We start from the raw sequence: 22,857 nt of genomic DNA on the forward strand, positions 1-22,857 counted from the left end.
CGTGGGGGCGGCGGGCCGCGCCCACACCGGTGTCAGGGACGCTGCGCCGCCACCAGTTCCCGCGCCTCCTCGTCCGTCGCGACCGACGGCGGGGAGCCCTCCAGGGGCTTGCGGGCCGTCTCCTTCATCGCGGCCACCGCGATGATGCCGACCAGGCCCGCGAGCATCGTGTAGAACGCGGGCATCAGGTCGTTGCCGGTCGCGCCGATCAGAGCCGCCACCACCAGCGGGGTCGTACCGCCGAAGAGCGAGACCGAGATGTTGAAGCCGATGGAGAGCGAGCCGTAGCGGACGTCCGTGGGGAACAGGGCGGGGAGCGAGGAGGACATCACGCCCAGGTAGCAGACCAGGGACAGGCCGAGGATGAGCAGGCCGGTGAAGACCGCCACCGTGCCGCCCTGCTTGATGAGGAGGAAGGCCGGGATCGCCAGGACGAAGAAGCCCACCGAGCCCGCCATCAGGACCGGCTTGCGGCCGATGCGGTCGGAGAGGCGGCCGACCGAGTTGATGAGCGCCATCAGGATCAGCATGACGAGCACGATGGACATCAGGCCACCGGTCTCGCCGAAGCCGAGCTGCGTCAGATACGTCGGCATGTAGGAGAGCAGCATGTAGTCGGTGACGTTGAACGCGGCGACAAGCGCGATGCAGAGCAGCATCGCCCGCCACTGGCCGAAGAAGGAGTCCTTGAAGGACTTCTTCTGGCGTTCGGCGGCAGGTCCGCTCTCCGCTTCCGCCATCTTCTGGAAGGCGGGCGACTCGTCGAGCTTCAGCCGCAGGTAGAGGCCGATGAGGCCGAGCGGTGCCGCCACCAGGAACGGGATGCGCCAGCCCCAGGACTGCATGGCGTCGTCGCTCAGCCCCATGGTCAGGGCGGTGACGAGAACGGCGGCGACGGTGTAGCCGATCAGGGTGCCGAACTCCAGGAAGGAGCCCCAGAACCCGCGGCGCTTGTCGGGCGCGTACTCGGCGATGAACGTCGCGGCGCCACCGTACTCACCGCCCGTGGAGAAGCCCTGCACCATGCGGCAGAGCACGAGGAGGACCGGGGCCCAGACGCCGATGGTGGTGTAGCTGGGGATCAGGCCGATCGCCAGGGTCGCCGACGCCATCATGATCATGGTCAGCGCGAGGATCTTCTTGCGGCCGACGCGGTCACCGAGGGGTCCGAAGACCATGCCGCCGATGGGGCGCACGAGGAAGGCCGCAGCGAAGGTGGCGAGGGAGGAGAGCGTCTGCGCGGTGTCGTTGCCGGAGGGGAAGAACTCCTTGCCGATGATCACCGCGAGGTAGGCGTAGACGCCGAAGTCGTACCACTCCATGGCGTTGCCGAGCGCGGTCGCCTTGACCGCCCGCCTGACCTGTATCTCTTCGGTGACGGTGATGTCCGACTGGCGCAGGCGCGGGTTCTTGCGGCGGTGGATCGCGCGGAAGAGCGCGCGGTGGCGCGCTAGGGCCTCCGGAGCGGGTGCCGGTGTCTCAGGTGCTTCGGGCGCGCTCACGGGGTAGTCACTCTCTCGGTCGGCAATAGGCGTTCATCGATGCCCTGACCTGGGGGGCCGGACAACGACAATCCGTCGTCTGCCCTGCTGGGCGAGATCAACACTCCCAATTCCGGAGAACGGAAAGTGCCCGCCATTGGTCCTCACAGCGAGGGCCCCAAGTCCTGAATCCTCAGGACTTGGGGCCCGATCACTTGAGGTCAGCGCGCGTGCGCGTACAGCTGCGTCGCGGGCACGATCTGCTGTTCCTGGCCGGGGCTCGACCAGAGCAGCTTCATGTGGGCCTCGCCGGTCTGTTCCGCGTACTCGACCTTGATCGAGTGGCGCTCGCCCGCGGTGAGGGCGACCTGGGCCTTGTCGATCTTCGGCTCGTGCGGCGTCCAGGAGTCGATGACCAGCTTGCCGTCGATCCACACCCGCGCCATGTCGTCCGAGACGGTCGTCAGGGTGTACGTCTCCGAGCGGCGCGGCTCCAGGCTGCCGCTCCAGCGGATGCTGAACTTGTCGGAGGGGATGCTCGCGGCCGGTGAACCCTCGTACTTCCAGGCGTGGTTGAGGGTGCGATCGATGCGGGTGATCTTCGGGGCGCCGGTCAGGTCGGTGTTGTCGAAGATCTCCTGCGTGAGGCCCTTGCCCTTGCCGGGGCGGGCTGTCGGACCCGGGTCCACCTTCAGCTCGATGACCGTGGCGGTGTCGTTGGCCGCCCCGCCGGACGGCTTGACGTCGATGCCGTCGCCGGACTCGGTGACCGTCACCTGCTGGCCGCTGCCGAGCACGCGTGCCGCCGTGACCTGGAAGTCCGTACGCGCCTTCAGATGCAGGGCGGCACCGGACGCGGGCCACTGGGTGACCGCCGCGTACAGCTTGTCGCCCTTGCGGCTGACGGAGCCCCATTTCGGCTCCTCGACGAGTCCGCCGTAGCGCGCGCCGAACACCGCATCGCCCTGGCCCGACGTACGCAGCCAGTCGCCCATCTGCTTCAGGCGGTCGACGGAGGGCTGCGGGACGCGGCCGCGGGCGTCGGGGCCGACGTTCAGGAGGTAGTTGCCGCTGCGGGACGTGGTGGAGAGGAGGTTCCTGACCAGGGTGGACGACGATTTCCAGTTTGTGTCGTAGCGGGCGAAGCCCCAGTGGCCGTTGAGGGTCATGCAGGACTCCCAGAGCTGGCCGTCGACCGGGGCGCCGGGAATTTCCTGCTCGGGGGTGCCGTAGTCGCCGTCCACCACGCGGCGCTTGCCGACGCGGTTGTTGATGATCAGGTCCGGGTCGAGTCCGCGGAGGTAGGCCTCGAGGTTCTCGCCGTCCTTCGCCGTCCAGGGATTGTTGGGCTTGTCCGTGTCCCACTCGCCGTCGAACCACAGGAGCGCCGGGTCGTAGTTGTCGACCAGCTCCTTGAGCTGGGCGCGCATCCGCTTCTCGTACTTGGGGAAGGTGGCGGGGTCCGGGAAGTCCGGGTCGTGCCAGTCCCAGATCGAGTAGTAGAAGCCGAGCTTGATGCCCGCGTCGTCCGATGCCTTCTTCAGCTCGGCGAGGATGTCGCGCTTCTTGTCGAAGGAGGAGTGGTCGCGCAGGTTCCAGTCGTTGACCTTCGTGGGCCACATCGCGTATCCCTCGTGGTGCTTCGAGGTGATGACGATGTAACGCATTCCGGCGTCCTTGGCCGCCTTGACCACGGCCTTCGCGTCGAAGCCGGCCGGGTTGAACGTCGCGGCCTGCTTCTCGTACTCGGCCTTCGGGATGTCGCACTGGCGCTGGATCCACTCGGCGTCACGGCACACGGAACCGTCCGCCTTCTTGTACTCGCCCTCCAGGTTGGAGTACGCGCCGAAGTGGATGAACATGCCGAAGCGGTCCTGCCGGAACCAGTTGGTGCGGTCGGCGGTGAAGGGGTCGTCTGCCGCGTGGTCGGTTCCCGGGCCGGTGGGCGCGGACCGCTCGGGCGCCGGGGCGGCGGCTGCGGTCTCGGTCGCGGTCGTGGTCGCGGCTGTGGGGGGTTCCGTCGGGGCCGCCACCGCTGCGGGGACGGCGGTGGCGGCGAGGGCCGAGGCGAGGAGCAGGGCGATCCCGGCGACTCTTCGCCGGGTGCGGCTGAACTGTGTGCGCATGGGGGCGCTCCCTGAGGTTGACGGGTCGCTCGGGAACGTAGGGTTGAATACATCGGATGTCAATGCGTCCAACTGAGCCCGATGGGGCCGATGTTGGCTCGAACACGTGACATCGCTCCGATGACTGGAGAGCGGCCAAGGCGCGTCGCTCCGGAGGCACCCCGACCGCCACCCCCGCGCCGCATCTCCCTGCCGATTTCAAGCGGTCGGCGCCGTCCGGCGTGTCGATGAGTTCCGCTGGCTGGTCTCTTTCGCTCCCGGTTCGCGGACTACTTCAGCCTTGACCGCGGCCCTCTGTACGCGCTTCATCTACTGCCTTGCTCGGGATTCCCTCCGGATGGGGGCGCTTTCAATGGCGCCGAATTCGAACGTAGGTCAGTGACCGTGGGCTCATCTATGGGCATAGACCGCCGCTGACATCGGGACAGGGAGCCGGACTTGCCCGGGACGGGGGCCTACGGGAGTGGGACAGAGTCCCGGAGTCTGGGCTAGGCTCCGAAGGGTGTTGCTTCGGAAATCGAAGCAGCGCGCCTGAAGCAGCCGTGACAGTCAGGAGGAGTGGCACCGATGAGCCTCGACATACGTGACTTACTGGCACCCGGCGTGCCCGACCGAACCCGGCTCCTGCTCGCGAGGGACATCGTCTTCCACAGCCCGGTCGCCGACTACAGCGGGCAGGACGACGTGGCGCACCTGTTCCCGAAGATCGGGCAGTGCTTGACGGGGATCGAACCGCTGGGCGAGTTCACCGATCCGGGGAGGGATGGGCAAGGGCGGAGGCGGGGACAGGGGCAGGGGCAGCAGTGCGTGACGACGTTCACCGGAAAGGTGGGTGAGGAGTCCGCGTACGGCGCGTTCGTGCAACAGATCGACGCCGAGGGTCAGTTGACGGAGGCGACCTTGCTGATCCGGCCGCTCAGTGCGCTGACGAACACCGTCCAGCAGATGCGCGACGCGCTCATCGCCGATCCCCTGCCGAGTCGGGGCTGACGTCGAGGTTGACCTCAGGGGCGACTCCAGGGGCGACCTCAGGGGCGACCTCAGGGGCGGCTCCAGGGGCGGTCTCGGCGCTGACCTCCTTCGCCCAGCGTCCGGCCCAGGCGTCCAGGGGGCGCAGGGCCTCGTGGGCCTCGCGGCCGAGCTCGGTCAGGGCGTAGGAGCTGTCGGGCAGCTGCCGCACCAGGCGGGCTTCGAGCAGCTCGGTCAGGCGCTGGCGCAGCACGCTGGACGACATCGCGTCGCACCGCTCCTGCAACGCGCGGAATCCCAGCGGCTCGGCCCGCAGCTCCCAGACGATCCGCAGGCTCCAGCGCCGCCCGAACAGGTCGAGGGCGGCCATCAGGGGGCGACCCGTGGTGGAGGCGCGGGTCGGTCTGCCGGGCAGGGGTGCGGTCATCCGCCGACGCTAACACCGGGTGTTCGAACATCGGGCGTTCGAACATCGGGGCTTCGGGCGGAGGAGCGGTGCCGGACGACCGTGGTTCACCTCGGCACGGCATCTTGACCATGGTTCGTGGGCGGTTCATCGTGGTGCGCCGTCCAGCACTGCCCGGGCGCCCGCCCGGGCATCGCCGAACCGGGAGGGTATCCCCACGTCATGCCCCTGGCCCGCCGCACCTTCCTCACCGCCATCGCCGGAACGACCGGCGCCGCCGTCGCCTGTTCCGGCTCCACCGCCGATGGCGCCCCGACCTCCGGTGCGCCATCGGTCTCCGGGTCGCCCGCGTCCTTCGACACACCCGTGGTCAAGGCCGCCCGGCGTCTGCTGCCCGGACACTTCAAGCAGCTGACGTTCAAAACCGCGGGCCCCGCCGACACTTTCCGGGTATCCGGGCGGCGCGGGCACATCACCATCACCGGACCAACCGCAGCAGCCCAACTGACCGGCCTGCGCCACTACTTGAAGCACAACGCCCACGCGAACATCACCTGGGCGGGCGACCAGCTGGACCTGCCCGACCGGCTCCCCGGCCTCGCCGAGCCGGTGACCGGACGCGCCAACGCCCCGCACCGCTTCGTCCTCAACGACACGAACGACGGCTACACGGGTGCGTACCACGACTGGTCGTACTGGGAGCGCGAGATCGACGTGCTCGCGCTGCACGGCTACAACGAAGTGCTCGTGTACGTCGGTGCGGACGCCCTCTACCACCGCGTGTTCCAGGAGTTCGGCTACTCCGAGAGCGAGTTGCGCGAGTGGATCCCGGCCCCGGCACACCAGCCGTGGTGGCTGCTCCAGAACATGTCCGCCTTCCCGTACCCCGTTTCGCGTCAACTGCTCGACCGGCGGGCCGCGTTGGGCCGCCGCATCGCGGACCGGCTGCGCGACCTCGGCATGACGCCGGTACTGCCCGGCTACTTCGGCACGGTGCCGCCCGGCTTCGCGGCGAGGAACCCCGGCGCGAGGACCGTGCCGCAGGGCGACTGGGTCGGCTTCCCGCGGCCCGACTGGCTGGACCCGCGCACCGAGGCCTTCAGGCAGGTGGCCGCCGCCTTCTACCGCTCCCAGGACGAGCTGTTCGGCACCTCGACCATGTACAAGATGGACCTCCTCCACGAGGGCGGGAAGCCGGGCGACGTACCGGTCCCGGATGCGGCCAAAGCCGTCGAGAAGGCCCTCCGGGCCGCGCACCCCGGCGCCACCTGGGTGATCCTCGGCTGGCAGAGCAATCCGCCCAAGGCCATCGTCGACGCCGTCGACAAGTCCAGGATGCTGGTGGTCGACGGCCTCTCCGACCGCTTCCCGAAGGTCACCGACCGCGAGTCCGACTGGAACCGGACCCCGTACACGTTCGGCTCGATCTGGAACTTCGGCGGACACACGACTCTCGGCGCCAACACCCCCGACTGGGCGGCGCTCTACGAGAAGTGGCGCACCAAGGAAGGCAGCACGCAGCGCGGTATCTCCCTGATGCCGGAGGCGGCCGACAACAACCCGGCCGCCTTCGAGCTGTTCTCCGAACTGGCCTGGCGTACCGGCGACCTGGATCTGGACGCCTGGTTCGCCGACTGGTCCGTATCGCGGTACGGAGCGGCCGATCCGCACGCTGCCGCCGCCTGGGACATCCTGCGCCGCACCGCGTACGGCACGACCCGCGCCGACGAGTGGGCCGAGGGCGCGGACGGCCTCTTCGGCGCACGGCCCGACCTGTCGGCGAAGTCGGCGGCGGCCTGGTCGCCGAAGGCGATGCGGTACGAGCCGACCGACTTCGAGCCCGCGCTCGCCGAACTCCTGGATGTGCGGGCCGGGTTGCGCGGGTCCTCCGCCTACCGGCGCGACGTACTGGACGTCGCGCGCCAAGCCCTCTCCAATCGCAGCCGGGTGCTCCTCCCTCGGATCAAGCGGGCGTACGACGACGGGGACACCGCCCGCTTCGACCGGCTGACCCGGACCTGGCTCGGCCTCATGGACCTGCTCGACAAGCTGCTGGCCACCGACTCCCGCCATTTGCTGGGTCGTTGGGTCGCGGACGCCCGCTCGTGGGGCGCCGACGCGAAGGAGCGTGACCGGCTCGCGTACGACCAGCTGTCGCTGCTCACCGTGTGGGGTACACGGTCCGGGGCGGACGCCGGGCTGCGCGACTACGCCAACCGCGAGTGGGCCGGACTCGTCGGCGGGCTCTACCGGCTGCGCTGGGACACCTACTTCAAGGAGTCGCGGGCGGCACTCGGGGAAGGGCGCGCCCCGAAGGCCATCGACTGGTTCACCCTCGAAGACGGCTGGATTCGTGACCCGGGGCGTCTCGCCGTCCGGCCGATCGGGGACACGTACAAAGTCGCTGTTCAGGTGCGCGAACGGCTGATCGGGGTCGGGTAACCGGACGGGCCGGGATCTCCACGATCGTCAACTCGCGCTCCCTTGACGGGTATACGTCATCCGCAATCTCTGGTAGGAAACCTTCCTAACAGTACGCGGAAGAGCCCAAGCGTCATCGGAACGACGAACTCCCCCACCTTGGAGGCCCCGTGCCCACCCCCCATCGCGCCCCCACGCCCCGCATCCACACGTCACGCCGCACCCTGCTCGCCTTCATCGGCGCCTCGCTCGTCGCGGGCCCGGTCATCGCCTCCCAGACGGCAGGCGCCTCTCCGGCCGCCAAGGCGGGCGGACTCGACGATCCGGCGAAGAAGGAGATCGCCATGAAGATCGTCTGCAGCGCCGAGAACTCCGACCTCAAGTGGAAGGACTACTACCGCTACTGCGAGGACATTGGCGACGGCCGCGGCTACACCGCCGGGATCATCGGCTTCTGTTCCGGCACCGGTGACATGCTCGACCTCGTCGAGCTCTACACCCGGCGCAAGCCGAACAACGTCCTCGCCAAGTACCTGCCCGCGCTGCGCGAGGTGGACGGCACCGACTCCCACGACGGTCTCGACCCCGGCTACAAGCGCGACTGGGAGAAGGCCGCCGAGGACCCCGAGTTCCAGAAGGCGCAGAACGACGAGCGTGACCGCGTCTACTTCAACCCGGCCGTCAAGCAGGGCAAGGCCGACGGCATCGGCGTCCTCGGGCAGTTCGCGTACTACGACGCGATCGTCATGCACGGCGACGGCGGCGACAGCACCAGCTTCGGCAGCATCCGCAAGCGCGCGCTCAACGAGGCCAAGCCGCCCTCGCAGGGCGGCGACGAGAGGAACTACCTGAACGCGTTCCTCGACGCGCGGGTCTGGGCCATGAAGCAGGAGGAGGCCCACAGCGACACCAGCCGCGTCGACACGGCACAGCGGGTGTTCCTGCGGAACGGCAACCTGAGCCTGAACACTCCGCTGGAGTGGAAGGTCTATGGGGATCCTTATCGGATCGGGTGAGCCGGCCGCCGCATCGGCGTGGGGATCCGGAGCCGGCACCGGTACCCCGCGCCGATGTAGCAGCGCTTACGTGTTGCGTGAAGAACTCTTCGCTGGTGCTGGACGGTGCCGCCGTCCGATCCTTGGTCCATGATCGGAATGAACGCGGTCCTCGGCGTCACAGTGGTCTCTCTCGGCATGGTGCTCACGCCGGGGCCCAACATGATGTACCTCGTCTCACGGAGCATCACCCAGGGCAGGCGGGCCGGAGCGATCTCCCTGGCCGGGGTCGCCGTCGGGTTCGTCGTCTATCTGAGCGCCGCCAACCTCGGCCTGTCGGTGGTGTTCCTGGCGGTACCCCAGCTGTACCTGGCCGTGAAGCTGGCGGGCGCCGGGTACCTGGCGTGGCTGGCCTGGAAGGCCCTGAAGCCGGGCGGCACCTCGGTCTTCACCCACCAGGAGCCGGCGCCCGACTCGCCTTGGCGGCTCTTCTCCATGGGAGCTCTCACGAACCTCCTGAACCCGAAGGTCGCCATCATGTACGTCTCGCTGATACCGCAGTTCATCGACCCGACGGCCGGTCACACACTGACGCAGGGCTTCGTGCTCGGCGGCGTACAGATCTCCGTCAGCCTGGGCGTGAACCTGGCCATCGTCATGGCGGCGGGCACCATCGCGGTGTTCCTGGCCCGCCGCCCGTCGTGGCTGCGGGTCCAGCGGTACGTGATGGGAACGGTGCTCGGCGCGCTCGCGGTCAAACTGGCGACGACCCGCGCCCCGGCCGCGGCCAGCTGAAACGGGACTGTGGTGGTAGGGGAATTGCAGGAGAGTCCCACCGGAAGTGCCCTGGGGAGGGCCTGCGGAGGGACTTTCCTGCGATCCGACCTGGCCCTCAGTTTGCTCACGCCGGACACGTGGGTCAGGGTGTGATCGCGGGCTCCGGGGCGGGGGCCGAACTCGGCCTTGTGCCCAGGTGGTTGAAGACCAGGTTCAGGGTCACCGCGAGCAGGCAGCCCGTTGAGATGCCGGAGCCCAGGACGATCTGCGCCCAGGCCGGGAACGCGTCGTAGAAGCCCTCCGAGAGTGCGGGGGCCAGGCCCGCGCCGAGGGTGACCACGACGATCAGGGCGTTGTCGCCCCTGTGCAGGTCCGCCTGGAGCAGTGTCTGGATGCCGCTGACCGCGATGGAGCCGAAGAGGAAGAGGCTGACGGCTGCCAGGACCGGCATGGGGACGACCGAGATCAGCGCCGCCGCCGCGGGGCTGAGGCCGATCAGGACCAGGATGGCGCCGCTGAGCGCCACCACGAAGCGGCTGCGCACCTTGGAGATGACGACCAGGCCGATGTTCTGCGCGAACGCGCTCGCGTGGAAGGCGTTGAACAGAGGGCTCAGGGCCGAGCCGAGTGCGTCGGCTCGCAGGCCGCGGGCGATGGTCTTCTCGTCGACCTCCTTGTCGACGATCTTGCCAAGGGCGATCATGTCGGCGGTCGACTCGGTGAGGATCACCAGCATCACGACGCACATCGAGATGATGGCCGGGATGTTGAACTGCGGTGCGCCGAAGTGGAGGGGCGAGGGGATGCCCACCAGGGCCGCGTCGTCCAGTTTGGAGAAGTCGGCCAGGCCCATCGGGATGGCGAGCAGCGTTCCGAAGATCATGGCGAAGAGCATGCTGATCTGTTTGAGGAAGCCGTGCGTGAAGCGCTGGAGCAGGAGCATGACCAGGACGGTCGCCCCGGCAAGGCCGATGCTGCCGGGCTCCGGGGTGCCCGTCGACGAGTCGTCCACTATCCAGTCGTACGCGACGGGGATGAGCGAGACGCCGATCAGGGTGATGACCGAGCCCGTCACCACCGGCGGGAAGAAGCGGACCAGGCGTGAGAAGTACGAACTGACCAGGAAACCGAAGAGACTTGAGACGATGATCGCCCCGAAGACGACGGGCATCCCCGCCTCGACACCACCCTGTGTCGTGATGATCGTGAGCATCACGCCGACGCCCGCGAACGATACGCCGTTGACGAAGGGCAGGCGGGAGCCGATGAAGTTGCCGATGCCGAGGGTCTGGAGCAGCGTCGCCACGCCCGCCATCAGGAGGCTTCCGCCCATGAGTACGGCCGTGTCCCCCGGCGACATCTTGGCGGCGACGGCCACGACCAGCGGGACCGAGACGGCGCCCGCGTACATGGAGGCGACGTGCTGGAGGCTTGCGACGAGCATCCGGCCCGGCGGCAGGATCTCGTCGACCGGATGAACCTCAGGGGCCGGGGTGGCCGGTGCGGCCTCGTCGGCGGGGCGGGGCTGAGAACTCATGGGTGGCGCTTCTTCCGTGTGCGTGGCGCCGGAAGTCGGGCCCGTCGCGCGGGAGTTCACGAGGCGCGCGGCGGGACCGACCATTAATCCGACTGGAAAGTAACTTCCGCGATGCGGGCGGCGCCACGCACGTTACGTCAGTGGGCCCCCGCCGGGGAAGACTCTTCGTGCACCCTCTGTTCAGCGATTTCTCCCCCGGGCTCCATCGGGTTGGTCACGTCGTCGTCCTCACCTCGTTTGCCGATGTGGTTGAAGACGAGGTTGAGCAGCACGGCCGCGACACAGCCCGTGGAGATGCCCGAGTCGAGGATGATCTTCGCGGTCTCCGGGAACGCGTGGTAGAACTCCGGCGCCGCGATCGGGATGAGGCCCACTGCGAGGGACACGGCCACGATCAGGACGTTGTTGTCGCGCTCCAGGTTGGCCTTGACCAGGGTCTGGATGCCGCTCGCCGCGACCGAGCCGAAGAGGACGACACCCGCGCCGCCGAGCACCGGACGCGGTACGACGGCGATGAGCGAGGCGGCCATCGGGCACAGGCCCATCAGGACCAGGAAACCGCCGCCCACGGCGACGACGTACCGGCTGCGGATCTTCGTCATCGCGACCAGGCCGATGTTCTGCGCGAACGCGCTGCACATGAAGCCGTTGAAGAGCGGGCTGAGCGCGGAGCCGAGGGTGTCGGCGCGCAGACCGGCCGCGATGGTCTTCTCGTCGGCGGGTCGGCCGACGATCTCGCCGAGCGCCAGCATGTCCGCGGTGGACTCGGTCATCGAGACCACCATGACGACACAGAGGGAGACGATCGCCGCCGCCGCGAACTGCGGGGCGCCGAAGTGGAACGGCGTCGGGAAGCCGACGATGTCGGCGTCGCCGACCGGGCTGAAGTCCGTCACTCCGAACGGGATCGCGATGAGCGTGCCGACGACGAGGCCCAGGAGCACGGCGATCTGCTTGACGAAGCCCGTGGTGAAGCGGCGCAGGAGCAGGACGATCACGAGCGTGATGCCCGCCAGGCCCAGGTTCTGCATCGAGCCGTAGTCGTCAGCGGTGGGTACTGGTCCCTGTGCCCAGCCGAAGGCCACCGGCATGAGCGAGATGCCGATGAGCGTGATGACCGTGCCGGTCACCACCGGCGGGAAGAAGCGGACCAGCTTCGAGAAGAACGGCGCCGCGATGAAGCCGAGTACGCCCGCGACGATGACCGCGCCGAAGATGATCGGTAGCGCGTCGTCCTTGTTGTCGGTCGAGTCGACGACCGCGAGCATGGGGGCGACGCCCGCGAAGGTGACGCCGTTGACGAAGGGCAGACGGGCGCCGATCTTCCAGATGCCGAGCGTCTGGAGGAAGGTGGCCAGGCCCGCGGTGAACAGACAGGCGCCGGTCAGGAAAGTGAGTTCCTTCGGCGAGAGGCCGATCGCCGCGCCCACGATGAGCGGCGGGGCGACGACACCCGCGTACATGGCCGCCACGTGCTGGAGGCCGGTCGTCGCCATCTTGAGCGGGGGGAGCTTCTGGTCGACGGGGTGGACTTCGTCCACCTGTCCTATGGCGCTTTCGCCGTCGGATTCGGATGGGTCTGGGGTGGTGCCTGGGGTGGTGCCTTGCTTGGTGAACCTGGGCTGAGTGGCCACTGTGGCTCCTCCGGTTGTTTTCCAGTACGGGCGGCATTGCCGGCACTTTTCGCTTCTGGGAGGTGGTGCGTGGTGCAAGGGCTTGCTCGGTGTGAAGTTGTGGTCGCGCCCAGGTATTACTGACCGCCCCGGGAACGTGAAGCTTTGGGCCACGTTCCGGGGCGGCACTTGAGCAACCCGCTCGGCTGCTCAAGTCCGGTCAAGGGCCGTCCCCCCTGACCGGAGTTCTTGGGTCAGGCCTCGGCGGAGATCCGCGCGAGGCGCTGTGCCTCGTCCCGTGCGGAGCGGGCGATGGCGTCCTCGTCGACGTGCAGCAGGCGGCTGTCCTCGACGATCGGCCGGCCGTTGACGAGGGAGAGCGTGACCGGGGCCGCCGCGCCGAAGACGATGGCGGTCACCGGGTCGGCGATCGAGGAGTGCCCGATGCCGTCGATCTTCCAGAGGACCAGGTCGGCGAGCTTGCCCGGCTCGAGTGACCCGATCTGCGTGGAGCGGCCGAGGACTTGGGCGCCGCCGAAGGTACCCAGGCGCAGGGCCTGACGGGCGTTCAGGGCCGCTTCGCGGTGTGCGCCGAGGCGGTTGATGAGGAGTGCGTTACGCAGCTCGGTGTGCAGTTCGCCGGACTCGTTGGACGCGGTGCCGTCGACACCGAGGCCGACCGGGACACCCGCCTTGAGCATGTCGGGGACACGGGCGATGCCGGCCGCCAGGCGGGCGTTGGAGGAGGGGCAGTGCGCGACTCCGGTACCCGTGCGGGCGAATGCGGCGATGTCGGAGTCGTTCATGTGGACGCAGTGCGCCATCCACACGTCGTCACCGAGCCAGCCCGTCGACTCGAAGTAGTCGGTGGGGCCCATGCCGAACAGTTCCTTGCAGAACTGCTCCTCCTCGACGGTCTCACTGCCGTGGGTGTGCAGACGTACACCCTTGGCGCGCGCCAACTCCGCGCCCTGCTTCATGAGTTCGGTGGATACCGAGAACGGCGAGCAAGGGGCGACGGCGACCTGGGTCATCGCGTCGAAGGAGGCGTCGTGGTGCTTGTCGACCGTGGCGGCCGTCGCGGCGAGCGCGCCTTCGAGGGTCTCGACGGCGAAGTCCGGCGGCAGGCCGCCGTCCTTGACGCTGCGGTCCATGGAGCCGCGGGCGAGGGTGAAGCGCACCCCCATGTCGCTCGCCGCGCCGATGATGGCACCGGAGAGGTCGCCGGAGTCCTTCGGGAAGACGTAGTGGTGGTCCATCGCGGTGGTGACACCGCCGCGGGCCATCATGCCGAGCGAACCCTGTGCCGCCGCCTTCACCATCTGCTCGTCGATGCGCGCCCACGTCGGGTAGAGCGCGACGAGCCAGTTGAAGAGGTTGTGGTCGGTGGCCAGGCCACGGGTGATCCACTGGTAGAAGTGGTGGTGCGTGTTGACCAGGCCGGGGGTCACGAGGTGACCGGTCCCGTCCACGCGGCGTACGACGTTCTGAAGGCCCTCGGGGGCCTTTCCGGCGCCGATGGACTCGATCTTGTTGCCCGCGACGACGACGTACCCCGATGCGTACTCGGTGTCGTCGGCGTCGACGGTCGCGATGGCACAGTTCTCGATGACGATGCGCTGAAGGTCTGCCGGTGCTGCCATGGTGCTTCTTCCTTCTTCGGTGAGTGGCGATGTGGGCACGGCATGACCCTAGGAAGATTTGAGTGCCGCGGCCGCGGGGCTGCGGGTGCCGAGATGGTTGAAGAACAGGTTGAGCAGGACCGCGGTCAGCGCTCCCGCACTGATTCCGGAGCCGAGGACGGTCTGCGCCCAGGCCGGGAATCCGGCGTAGAAGGTGGGCGCGGCGAGCGGGATGATGCCCGCTCCGAGCGCGACGGCCACCAGGATGATGTTGGAGCTGTCGTCGAGGCCCGCCTCGGAGAGCGTACGGATCCCGCTCACCGCGATGGAGCCGAAGAGGACGATGCCCGCGCCGCCGAGGACCGGCATCGGTACGAGACTGACGACCGCGCCCAGCATCGGGAAGGCACCGAGCACGATGAGCGCGCCGCCCGCGACGGCCACGACATAGCGGCTGCGGACACGTGTCAGGGAGACGACGCCGACGTTCTGCGCGAAGGCCGAGGTGGGGAAACCGCCGAAGACCGGGCCGATGAGTGTCGCGATGCCGTCCGTGCGCAGGCCGCGGGTGATGGTCCTGCCGTCGCTCCTGCGGTCGCAGATCTCGCCGAGGGCGAGCATGCCGGCCGACGACTCGGTCATCAGGACCAGCATCACGATGCAGAGCGAGAGGATCGCGGCGGGCTGGAACTCCGGGACCCCGAAGGCGAAGGGCGTCGGGAGCGCCGCCACCGGTGCCGACTTGATGGCGCCGAAGTCGGCCATCCCGAACGGGATCGCGGCGAGCGTTCCGATGAACAGGCCGAGCAGCAGGGCGACTTGCTTGAGGAAGCCGCGTCCGAAGCGCTGGAAGACGAGGATCACGGCGAGCGTGAAGGCGGCGAGCGCGAGGTACTTCATGGCGCCGAAGTCGGCGGCGGTCTTGTCGCCGCCCTGCGCCCAGGCGACGGGCACGGGCATCAGCGTCACGCCGATGAGCGTGATGACGACGCCGGTGACGAGCGGCGGGAAGAAGCGCAGGAGGCGCCCGAAGAACGGGCCCACCGCGAGGCAGAAGACGCCCGCGACCATCACCGCGCCGTAGATGGAGGTGAGTTGGTGGCCTTTGGCGCTGTTCTCGGCGATGGCGAGGATGGGCGCGATGCCCGCGGACGAAGCGGCGTTCACGAAGGGGAGCCGGTTGCCGACGAAACCCTTGACGCCGAGCGTCTGCAGGATCGTGGCGAGTCCGGCGATCAGCAGGCTCGCGGCGATGAGGCGCGTCTGCGCGACCGTGTCCAGGCCACAGGCCTGGCCGATGATCAGCGGCGGAGTGACGACACCCGCGTACATGGCGGCGATGTGCTGGAGCGCGGCGGGGACGAGCCGCGAGGGGGTGAGCTTCTCATCCACCGGGTGGCAGACGGGAGTTGACTCGCCGTCGGCTATGCCCGATGGGGTGGAACACGGGCCCTTCTCAGACCCTTTTGCAGGCTGTGCCATTGCTGCTGTTCCCTCCGGTGTGGCGCGCCCCCGTCCGCTGCGGACGGGCGGGGGCGCGCGTCCCGCGTCAGAGGTTGGTCATGTCGACCGGGATCTTCGGCTGGATCCCGTCCCTGAGAACCGTGGCCTCGATCAGGCCGTAGGGGCGGTCCGCCGCGAAGTAGACCTCGTTGTCGTTCTTGAGACCGAAGGGCTCGAGGTCCACCAGGAAGTGGTGGTTGTTCGGCAGCGAGAAGCGGATCTCGTCTATCTCGCTCCGGCTGTTGATGACACGCGAACCCATTTGGTAGAGGGTCTGCTGCAGCGAGAGGGAGTAGGTCTCGGCGAAGGCCTGCAGGATGTGCTTCTTGGCCTGCGCGTACGACTTCTCCCAGTTGGGCATCCGGTCCGCGTCGCTGGTCCAGTTGTAACGCCAGGCGGCGGAGACGTCGGTGCACAGGATGCGGTCGTACGCCTCCTTCAGCGTCGTGTACTTGTCCTTGACGTAGCCCCAGAACTCCGAGTTGGTGGAGTTCATGACCGTGAGGTCCTTGAGCCCGGAGATGATCTCCCAGTTCTCACCGTCGAAGGTGATCTGCGTGGTGCGCAGCTCCTGGCCCTTGCGGGCGAAGGAGTGGTTGACCTCGTCCGAGCCGATGAACTTGGAGTTGTTGTCCGAGGTCGCGATGCGCTCCCAGGAGTACTCCTCGATGCGGATCCGCGCGACCTTGATCGGCTCCTGGGACGTCACGAAGTGCCGGGCCAGGTGGATGCCGAACTGCTCGGCGGACTCTATGCCGTACTCCTTGGCGAACGCGTACACCGTGTTCTTGGTGGTGTCCGTCGGCAGGACGTTGGCGTTCGAGCCGGAGTAGTGGACGTCCTCCATGTCGCCGGAGAGCGCGACCGAGACGTTCAGGTCCTTGATGTGGTGGGTGTCGCCGTCCCGCGTGATCTTGACGACGCGGTTCTCTGCTTTGCCGTACTGGTTCTGGCCGAGAATCGTGGGCATGTCTGCTAGCTCCCTCGGTAAACGGAGTAGCCGAACGGGTTGAGCAGCAGCGGTACGTGATAGTGCTCGCCCGGGTTGACGGCGAACGTGATCGCCACCTCCGGGAAGAACGCACCGCTGTCCCTTACGCGGGGGGCGTCCTGCTGCGCCTCGGCTTGCTTCTTGTCGCTGTGCTGGTTTTTGGAGAAGTACGCCTCGACCTCGAAGTCGAGTCGTACGTGTGTGGTGCCCTCCGGCAGGGCCGGGAGGTCTTTGCAGCGCCCGTCCGCGTCGGTCGCGGAGCCGCCGAGCGCCACCCACTGGGCGTCACGGCCGCTGCGGGCGGTGAGCGAGATGGCGACGCCCTCGGCGGGGCGTCCGACGCTGGTGTCCAGGATGTGCGTGGACACCGAGGCGGTGGTGTCAGTGCTCATCAGTCGTTGTCCTCTTCTGCTTCTACGAGACGGGCCAGCCGGATGCGGTTGATCTTCCCGAGTTCGGTGCGCACGATTTCGCGCTCCGCCTCGGCCGTGTTGCCGATCCGTGCCTTCATCGCGTCGCGCATCTGCTCACCGGTGGCCCCGGTGGCGCAGATCAGAAAGACATGTCCGAACCGGTCCTGGTAGGCCAGGTTCAGTTCGAGCATCTCGGCCTTGAGTTCCTCGGAGGCCCCCGCCATGCCGCGTTGTTCGCGGGACGACGTGGGGTCCCCGGGCTTCGGGCGGCCGATCGGCGGATGCCCGGCCATCGCCTCGGCCAGATCCTCGGCGGTCAGCTCCGCCATGGCGGCGTCACTTGCGGCGAAGAGGGCTTCGACGGTGGGGAAAGGGCGCTGGGAGAGCAGTTTGCTTCCCCAGGCCGATGAGGCGCAGGCCTCGTGGAGGGCGGCGGTGGCCGCGCTCTCCGGCAAGGCGTTGAACCGGGCTGGGCCCGGCGTCGAGCTCGAAGTCACGGGTGCCTCCGTGGCCATACGGCCTTGTGCTGGACGGGCTGCGGATAGCTAACGCCAGCCGAAACACCACGTCAACACTTTGTTGAAAACTTCGAGTAACAAAGGCCACCGTCCGGTTAACGGACGGTGGCCTTTGGCGGCGCTCTGACCTGGGGGTTACCTGGCAGGTCAGGTGGAGCGGTTGAGGTAGTTGTACACAGTGAAGCGTGAGACGCCGAGCGCGCCGGCGACTGTCTCCACTCCGTGACGCACGGCGAAGGCGCCGCGCGCCTCGAGTATCCGCACGACTTCCTGCTTGGCCTTGCGGTCAAGGTCCGACAGCGGCATCCCGCGCTTGCGCTCCAGGGCGAGCAGGATGTGGTCGAGGGAGTCGGCGAGCTGCGGCAGGCGTACGGCGATCACGTCCTGTCCCTCCCAGGCCAGGACGACGTCGTCGGTGCCCGCCTGGTCGGGGGGCACCATTTCGCCGCCCATGGCGTCCACGAGCGGCTTGACGGCCGCCACGAAGGGGTCGCGGTCGTCTCCGGGTCCGGTCATTCGATGACCTCCCCCGACTCTCCGAGCACGTTCACCTGGAGCGAGACACGGGTCGCGCCCGCCTCCAGGGCCTGGCGCAGCAGCGCGTCGACGGCGGTCAGGACCTCGTCGGCGCCTCCTTCCGCGGTGTTGCCGAAGGGGCCGACGTCCACGGCGTCGAGGTCGGCCCCCTGGATGACGTCGCGGGCCACCACCGCGTGGGCGGGCGCCTCGTCCAGGTCGAAGGGTTCGGTCGTGAACTCCACTCTCAATCGCACGCGCTCAACCTATCGACCAACAGGTGCGGCGCGACAGCGCCTCGATGAGGGGTGGTGGCCGGGTGACGGGCGGGCGTGGCGATTTTCCGGCAGCCCCCTCTTGACAAGGGCGGATCCTCGACGGCAATCTTCCATCAGACAGAAATTAACTTCCGCTATACGGAAGGAGCGCGGAAGCCCCATGGGATACTCCGACCAGCGCTTCAATGTGAACCTGTCGATCCTCTTCACGGAACTCCCGCTCCTGGAGCGCCCCGCGGCTGCCGCCGCGGCGGGCTTCACGGCGGTCGAGCTGTGGTGGCCCTGGGTCGACGCCCCCACCCCCGAGCAGTCCGAGCTCGACGCCCTGCGGGCCGCGATCACGGACGCCGGCGTAGAGCTGGTGGGTCTGAACTTCTACGCGGGCCAGCTGCCGGGACCGGACCGCGGCGCCCTGTCGATCCCGGGCGAGGAGAGCGAGAAGTTCCGCGCGAACCTCCCGGTGGCCGCGGACTTCGCCAAGTCCCTCGGCTGCAAGGCGCTCAACGCGCTGTACGGCAACCGGGTGGAGGGCGTGACCCCCGCGGTCCAGGACGAACTCGCCCTGGAGAACCTGGTGTTGGCGGCCCGCGAGGCCGACCGCGTGGGTGCGGTGCTGCTGATCGAGGCCCTGAACAAGCCCGAGTCGCCGCGCTGCCCGATCGTCAGCGCGGACGCGGCGATCGCCGTGGTGGACAAGGTGAACTCCGCCACCGGACTCGGTAACGCGAAGTTCCTCATGGACCTGTACCACCTGTCCATGAACGGTGAGGACCTGCCGGCCGTCATCGATCGGTACGTGGCCCAGACCGCGCACGTGCAGATCGCCGACAACCCCGGCCGCGGGGCCCCGGGTACGGGGGCGCTTCCGCTGGAGGAGCTGCTCGATCAGCTCCGGAAGGCCGGTTACGAGGGCTACGTCGGGCTGGAGTACAAGCCCGGCGACCGGCCTAGCGCCGAGGCCTTCGGCTGGCTGCCGAGCGCGGACTAGCCCACCGCTTCACGGCGGAATCCTCCCGCCCCTCCACCCGGCACCCAGCACCCGATTCGTTGAAGCAGCAGAGTTCCAAGAGAGGCTCCCTCATGAGCAACCTTCCCAAGATCGCGTGGATCGGACTCGGCATCATGGGGTCCCCCATGTCCGAGAACCTGATCAAGGCTGGTTACTCCGTCACCGGCTTCACCCTTGAGCAGGACAAGCTGGACCGTCTCGCCGCCGCCGGCGGCACCGTCGCGAAGTCGATCGCCGAGGCCGTCAAGGACGCCGACGTCATCGTGACGATGGTTCCCGCGTCCCCGCAGGTCGAGGCGATCGCGTATGGCGAGAACGGCATCCTGGAGAACGCGAGGTCCGGCGCGTTGATCGTCGACATGTCGTCGATCACCCCGCAGACCTCCGTGGACCTGGCCAAGGCCGCCAAGGACAAGGGCATCCGCGTCCTCGACGCCCCTGTCTCGGGTGGCGAGGCCGGCGCCATCGAGGCCGTGCTCTCCATCATGGTGGGCGGCGAGAAGGCCGACTTCGACGAGGCCAAGCCCCTCCTGGACGCCCTCGGCAAGACCATCGTGCTGTGCGGTCCGCACGGCTCGGGGCAGACCGTGAAGGCCGCCAACCAGCTGATCGTCGCCGTGAACATCCAGGCGTGCGCCGAGGCAGTCGTCTTCCTGGAGAAGTCCGGGGTGGACCTGACCGCCGCCCTCGACGTCCTGAACGGGGGGCTTGCGGGCTCGACCGTCCTGACCCGCAAGAAGGACAACTTCCTCAAGCGCGACTTCAAGCCCGGATTCCGGATCGACCTGCACCACAAGGACATGGGCATCGTCACCGACGCCGCCCGCAATGTCGGTGCCTCGCTCCCGGTCGGCGCCGTGGTCGCCCAGCTCGTCGCCTCGCTGCGCACGCAGGGCGACGGCGGCCTCGACCACTCCGCGCTGCTTCGCGGCGTCGAGCGCCTCTCGGGCGCCGAGCTCTAAGCCGAGCCCCAGGAAGCCTTACGAGGCTCCGGGAGCTCCCTCAACTTCCGGGCCGCGGCGGCGCTGACACCTGTCCTGTCGCGCCCAGGCGTCGCCGCGGTCCGGAACCCAAGCCTCAGCACGAACAAGTGAAAAACAACCGAACAAGCCCCACCCAAAAACTTCAACAAACTGTTGACGTGGCTGTTCAGGCGTACTTACGCTCGCGTCACCTCAGCAGTTTCAGTAGTCCGTACGGAAGGTCAACCCCGCCACCATGTCGAAGCGTGTGCTCACGACCGAGTCCGGCGCCCCCGTCGCCGACAATCAGAACTCCGCCACCGCCGGCGTCGGTGGCCCGCTTCTCCTCCAGGACCAGCACCTCCTCGAGAAGCTCGCGCGCTTCAACCGCGAGCGCATCCCGGAGCGTGTCGTCCACGCCCGCGGTTCCGGTGCCTACGGCTACTTCGAGGTGACCGACGACGTCACCGCGTACACCTCGGCCGACTTCCTGAACACCGTCGGCAAGCGCACCGAGACGTTCCTGCGCTTCTCCACGGTGGCCGACAGCCTCGGCGGCGCGGACGCGGTCCGTGACCCGCGCGGCTTCGCGCTGAAGTTCTACACCGAGGACGGCAACTACGACCTCGTCGGCAACAACACCCCGGTCTTCTTCATCAAGGACCCGATCAAGTTCCCCGACTTCATCCACTCCCAGAAGCGCGACCCCTTCACGGGCAAGCAGGAGCCGGACAACGTCTGGGACTTCTGGGCACACGCCCCCGAGGCGACGCACCAGGTGACGTGGCTGATGGGTGACCGCGGCATCCCCGCGTCGTACCGCCACATGAACGGCTACGGCTCGCACACCTACCAGTGGACGAACGAGGCGGGCGAGGCCTTCTTCGTGAAGTACCACTTCAAGACGAACCAGGGCGTACGCAGCCTGTCGGCCGAGCAGGGCGCCGAGCTCGCGGGCAAGGACGCGAACTCGCACCAGACGGACCTGCTCCAGGCCATCGAGCGCGGCGTGAACCCGTCCTGGACGCTGCACGTGCAGATCATGCCCGCGGCGGACGCGGCGGACTACCGCTTCAACCCCTTCGACCTGACGAAGGTGTGGCCGCACAGCGACTACCCGCTCCAGCGCGTGGGCCGCCTGGTCCTTGACCGCAACCCCGACAACGTCTTCGCCGAGGTCGAGCAGGCCGCCTTCTCCCCGAACAACTTCGTTCCGGGCATCGGCCCCTCCCCCGACAAGATGCTGCAGGGCCGCCTGTTCGCCTACGCGGACGCGCACCGCTACCGCCTGGGCGTCAACCACACGCTGCTCGCGGTGAACGCGCCGAAGGCTACGTCCGCGGACAACTACGGCCGTGACGGCCTGATGGCGTCCAACGCGTACGGCCGCGACCGCAAGAACTACGAGCCCAACTCGTACGACGGCCCCGTCGAGACCGGCCAGGCCCTCTCCGCGCCGCTCGCCGTCAACGGCCACACCGGCACGCACGAGGCACCGCTGCACACCAAGGACGACCACTTCTTCCAGGCCGGCGAGCTGTACCGCCTGATGTCGGCCGAGGAGCAGTCCCGCCTGGTGGCGAACATCGCGGGCGGCCTCTCACAGGTCAGCCGTGACGACGTCATCGAGAAGAACCTGGCCCACTTCCACGCCGCCGACGCCGAGTACGGCAAGCGTGTGGAAGAGGCGGTCCGCGCCCTGCGCGAGGACTAGAACTCCCGAGCCGCACCGATGAATTGACGGGAGGTCAGCTCATCGGTGCTGTGCCCGCACCATCACGGACCCGGATGAGGGGTGGTCCCGTGGTGAACCGGGCGCCGGACGAGGACCGTGGCGGCTCTGCGAGCCAGTGCGGTGGTAAAGGCCCTACGGCCCTCTTCTCGACATGAGGGAAGAGGAACCCCGGAGCCATTCGCAGCCGCCGCGGTCCCAGCCGAATCCCTCGGAGTCCCCACCGACTCCGTCCGGCAGCGCGTATGCATGTTCCGCCAGTCGCGCGCGGTCGGACGGCAACAACTCTCCATGGCCGCAAGGACATTGAGCCGAGAGAGCCAGAGCGCCGAGTACGGACGGTCCCGTACTCGGCGCTCTTCTGTGTGCGCGGGCGCGGTGTTGCGTGGAGCGGCCCCGCCGCTCAGCGCACCTTCTCGCCCGACGCCAGCTTGGCCAGCATCCGTTCGAGCCTGGCGGCGCGGGTGGCTGGCGTCTTCGCCGTCATCAGACGGTGCAGCACCACGTATCGGTCCGACTTGGTGAGGCCCTCGAAGGTCTCACGGGCCACCGTGCTGGCCGCCAGGGCCGCCGCCAGGTCGTCCGGCACCGTGGCGTTGCGCTGCGACTCGTAGGCCGCCTCCCAGCGCCCGTCGGCCTTGGCCGCCGTCACCTCCGCGAGGCCCGCGGCGCGCATGCGGCCGGCGGCGATCAGGGCCTCCGCCTTCTGGACGTTCACCTTCGACCAGAGGCCGCGCGGCCGGCGCCGGGTGATCTTCTGAAGGAAGTACACGTCGTCGTGCGACCTGCGCTGGCCGTCGATCCAGCCGTGGCAGAGGACGACGTCGACGACTTCGCCCCATGTCACCGATGCCACGCCCGTCGCCTTCTTGGCGATCAGCAGCCACGCACCCGGCTCACTGCCGTGGTGTTCGTCCAGCCAGGCGTCGAGCTCCGCGACGTCCGCGCAGGTCATGACCCGCAGCCCCTCCAGCGATTCCATCCGCAC

19 protein-coding genes and 1 pseudogene are annotated in these 22,857 nt (G+C 68.3%); 7 read left to right on the top strand and 13 right to left on the bottom strand.

What is annotated here, in order from left to right:
* Window positions 1–32: 32 nt before the first annotated feature.
* Both proP and ACFVXC_RS03550 read right to left on the bottom strand, forming a co-directional pair.
* Complete coding sequence (gene proP, locus ACFVXC_RS03545; RefSeq protein WP_389901021.1) at window positions 33–1,502, bottom strand: glycine betaine/L-proline transporter ProP; 1,470 nt, start codon at window positions 1,500–1,502, stop codon at window positions 33–35.
* 200 nt (window positions 1,503–1,702) lie between these two features.
* Window positions 1,703–3,607, bottom strand: a complete 1,905-nt coding sequence (locus ACFVXC_RS03550; RefSeq protein WP_389901023.1) for an alpha-L-fucosidase — start codon at window positions 3,605–3,607, stop codon at window positions 1,703–1,705.
* 567 nt (window positions 3,608–4,174) lie between these two features.
* On the opposite strand from ACFVXC_RS03550, the gene ACFVXC_RS03555 reads away from it, so the two are divergent.
* Complete coding sequence (locus tag ACFVXC_RS03555; RefSeq protein WP_389901025.1) at window positions 4,175–4,597, top strand: hypothetical protein; 423 nt, start codon at window positions 4,175–4,177, stop codon at window positions 4,595–4,597.
* 79 nt (window positions 4,598–4,676) lie between these two features.
* On the opposite strand, the pseudogene ACFVXC_RS03560 reads toward ACFVXC_RS03555, so the two are convergent.
* Window positions 4,677–4,946, bottom strand: a pseudogene (locus ACFVXC_RS03560) (winged helix-turn-helix transcriptional regulator); the annotation flags it as partial.
* A 258-nt stretch (window positions 4,947–5,204) separates the two neighbouring features.
* Between ACFVXC_RS03560 and ACFVXC_RS03565 the strand changes: the two are divergent.
* The 3 genes from ACFVXC_RS03565 (at window position 5,205) to ACFVXC_RS03575 (ending at window position 9,193) form a co-directional block, all read left to right on the top strand.
* Window positions 5,205–7,424, top strand: coding sequence for an alpha-N-acetylglucosaminidase (locus ACFVXC_RS03565; protein WP_389901026.1), 2,220 nt, complete (start codon window positions 5,205–5,207; stop codon window positions 7,422–7,424).
* Window positions 7,425–7,573: 149 nt separating this feature from the next.
* Entirely contained in the window at window positions 7,574–8,419 is an 846-nt protein-coding gene (locus ACFVXC_RS03570) for a chitosanase (RefSeq protein WP_389901028.1), read from the top strand.
* Window positions 8,420–8,548: 129 nt separating this feature from the next.
* On the top strand, window positions 8,549–9,193 hold the full coding sequence (locus ACFVXC_RS03575; protein WP_389901030.1) for a LysE family translocator: 645 nt from the start codon (window positions 8,549–8,551) through the stop codon (window positions 9,191–9,193).
* A gap of 124 nt (window positions 9,194–9,317) precedes the next feature.
* Here the strand turns inward: ACFVXC_RS03575 and ACFVXC_RS03580 are convergent, their stop codons facing one another.
* The 9 genes from ACFVXC_RS03580 to ACFVXC_RS03620 all read right to left on the bottom strand — a co-directional run bounded on the left by ACFVXC_RS03580 (window position 9,318) and on the right by ACFVXC_RS03620 (window position 18,145).
* The gene (locus ACFVXC_RS03580) at window positions 9,318–10,712 is read right to left on the bottom strand and encodes a nucleobase:cation symporter-2 family protein (protein ID WP_389901032.1); all 1,395 of its coding nucleotides are present in this window, start codon (window positions 10,710–10,712) and stop codon (window positions 9,318–9,320) included.
* Window positions 10,713–10,849: 137 nt separating this feature from the next.
* The gene (locus tag ACFVXC_RS03585; protein WP_389901568.1) at window positions 10,850–12,208 is read right to left on the bottom strand and encodes a nucleobase:cation symporter-2 family protein; all 1,359 of its coding nucleotides are present in this window, start codon (window positions 12,206–12,208) and stop codon (window positions 10,850–10,852) included.
* A 371-nt stretch (window positions 12,209–12,579) separates the two neighbouring features.
* Window positions 12,580–13,968 (bottom strand): 8-oxoguanine deaminase, encoded by a 1,389-nt coding sequence (locus ACFVXC_RS03590; RefSeq protein WP_389901033.1) that lies wholly within the window; start codon window positions 13,966–13,968, stop codon window positions 12,580–12,582.
* Window positions 13,969–14,016: 48 nt separating this feature from the next.
* Entirely contained in the window at window positions 14,017–15,429 is a 1,413-nt protein-coding gene (locus ACFVXC_RS03595) for a nucleobase:cation symporter-2 family protein (RefSeq protein ID WP_389901035.1), read from the bottom strand.
* 67 nt (window positions 15,430–15,496) lie between these two features.
* On the bottom strand, window positions 15,497–16,420 hold the full coding sequence (gene pucL, locus ACFVXC_RS03600; protein WP_389901037.1) for a factor-independent urate hydroxylase: 924 nt from the start codon (window positions 16,418–16,420) through the stop codon (window positions 15,497–15,499).
* Window positions 16,421–16,425: 5 nt separating this feature from the next.
* The gene (uraH, locus tag ACFVXC_RS03605; RefSeq protein WP_389901039.1) at window positions 16,426–16,833 is read right to left on the bottom strand and encodes a hydroxyisourate hydrolase; all 408 of its coding nucleotides are present in this window, start codon (window positions 16,831–16,833) and stop codon (window positions 16,426–16,428) included.
* Window positions 16,833–17,351, bottom strand: a complete 519-nt coding sequence (gene uraD, locus ACFVXC_RS03610) for a 2-oxo-4-hydroxy-4-carboxy-5-ureidoimidazoline decarboxylase (RefSeq protein ID WP_389901041.1) — start codon at window positions 17,349–17,351, stop codon at window positions 16,833–16,835. Before uraD ends, uraH begins: the two co-directional genes overlap by 1 nt.
* A gap of 168 nt (window positions 17,352–17,519) precedes the next feature.
* On the bottom strand, window positions 17,520–17,888 hold the full coding sequence (locus tag ACFVXC_RS03615) for a helix-turn-helix domain-containing protein (RefSeq protein WP_389901042.1): 369 nt from the start codon (window positions 17,886–17,888) through the stop codon (window positions 17,520–17,522).
* A complete protein-coding gene (locus ACFVXC_RS03620) occupies window positions 17,885–18,145 on the bottom strand; it encodes a hypothetical protein (RefSeq protein WP_389901044.1) in 261 nt (86 codons plus the stop codon). Before ACFVXC_RS03620 ends, ACFVXC_RS03615 begins: the two co-directional genes overlap by 4 nt.
* 181 nt (window positions 18,146–18,326) lie before the next feature.
* Between ACFVXC_RS03620 and ACFVXC_RS03625 the strand changes: the two genes are divergently transcribed.
* The 3 genes from ACFVXC_RS03625 to ACFVXC_RS03635 all read left to right on the top strand — a co-directional run bounded on the left by ACFVXC_RS03625 (window position 18,327) and on the right by ACFVXC_RS03635 (window position 21,851).
* A complete protein-coding gene (locus tag ACFVXC_RS03625) occupies window positions 18,327–19,154 on the top strand; it encodes a TIM barrel protein (RefSeq protein ID WP_389901046.1) in 828 nt (275 codons plus the stop codon).
* 92 nt (window positions 19,155–19,246) lie between these two features.
* Complete coding sequence (locus ACFVXC_RS03630; protein WP_389901048.1) at window positions 19,247–20,137, top strand: 2-hydroxy-3-oxopropionate reductase; 891 nt, start codon at window positions 19,247–19,249, stop codon at window positions 20,135–20,137.
* A gap of 256 nt (window positions 20,138–20,393) precedes the next feature.
* Entirely contained in the window at window positions 20,394–21,851 is a 1,458-nt protein-coding gene (locus ACFVXC_RS03635) for a catalase (protein WP_389901050.1), read from the top strand.
* 421 nt (window positions 21,852–22,272) lie between these two features.
* Here the strand turns inward: ACFVXC_RS03635 and ACFVXC_RS03640 are convergent, their stop codons facing one another.
* The gene (locus ACFVXC_RS03640) at window positions 22,273–22,851 is read right to left on the bottom strand and encodes a YdeI family protein (RefSeq protein ID WP_389901052.1); all 579 of its coding nucleotides are present in this window, start codon (window positions 22,849–22,851) and stop codon (window positions 22,273–22,275) included.
* Window positions 22,852–22,857 lie beyond the last annotated feature (6 nt).

The organism is Streptomyces sp. NPDC058257, from assembly GCF_042881845.1.
In the GTDB taxonomy this organism is placed as follows: Bacteria; Actinomycetota; Actinomycetes; order Streptomycetales; family Streptomycetaceae; genus Streptomyces.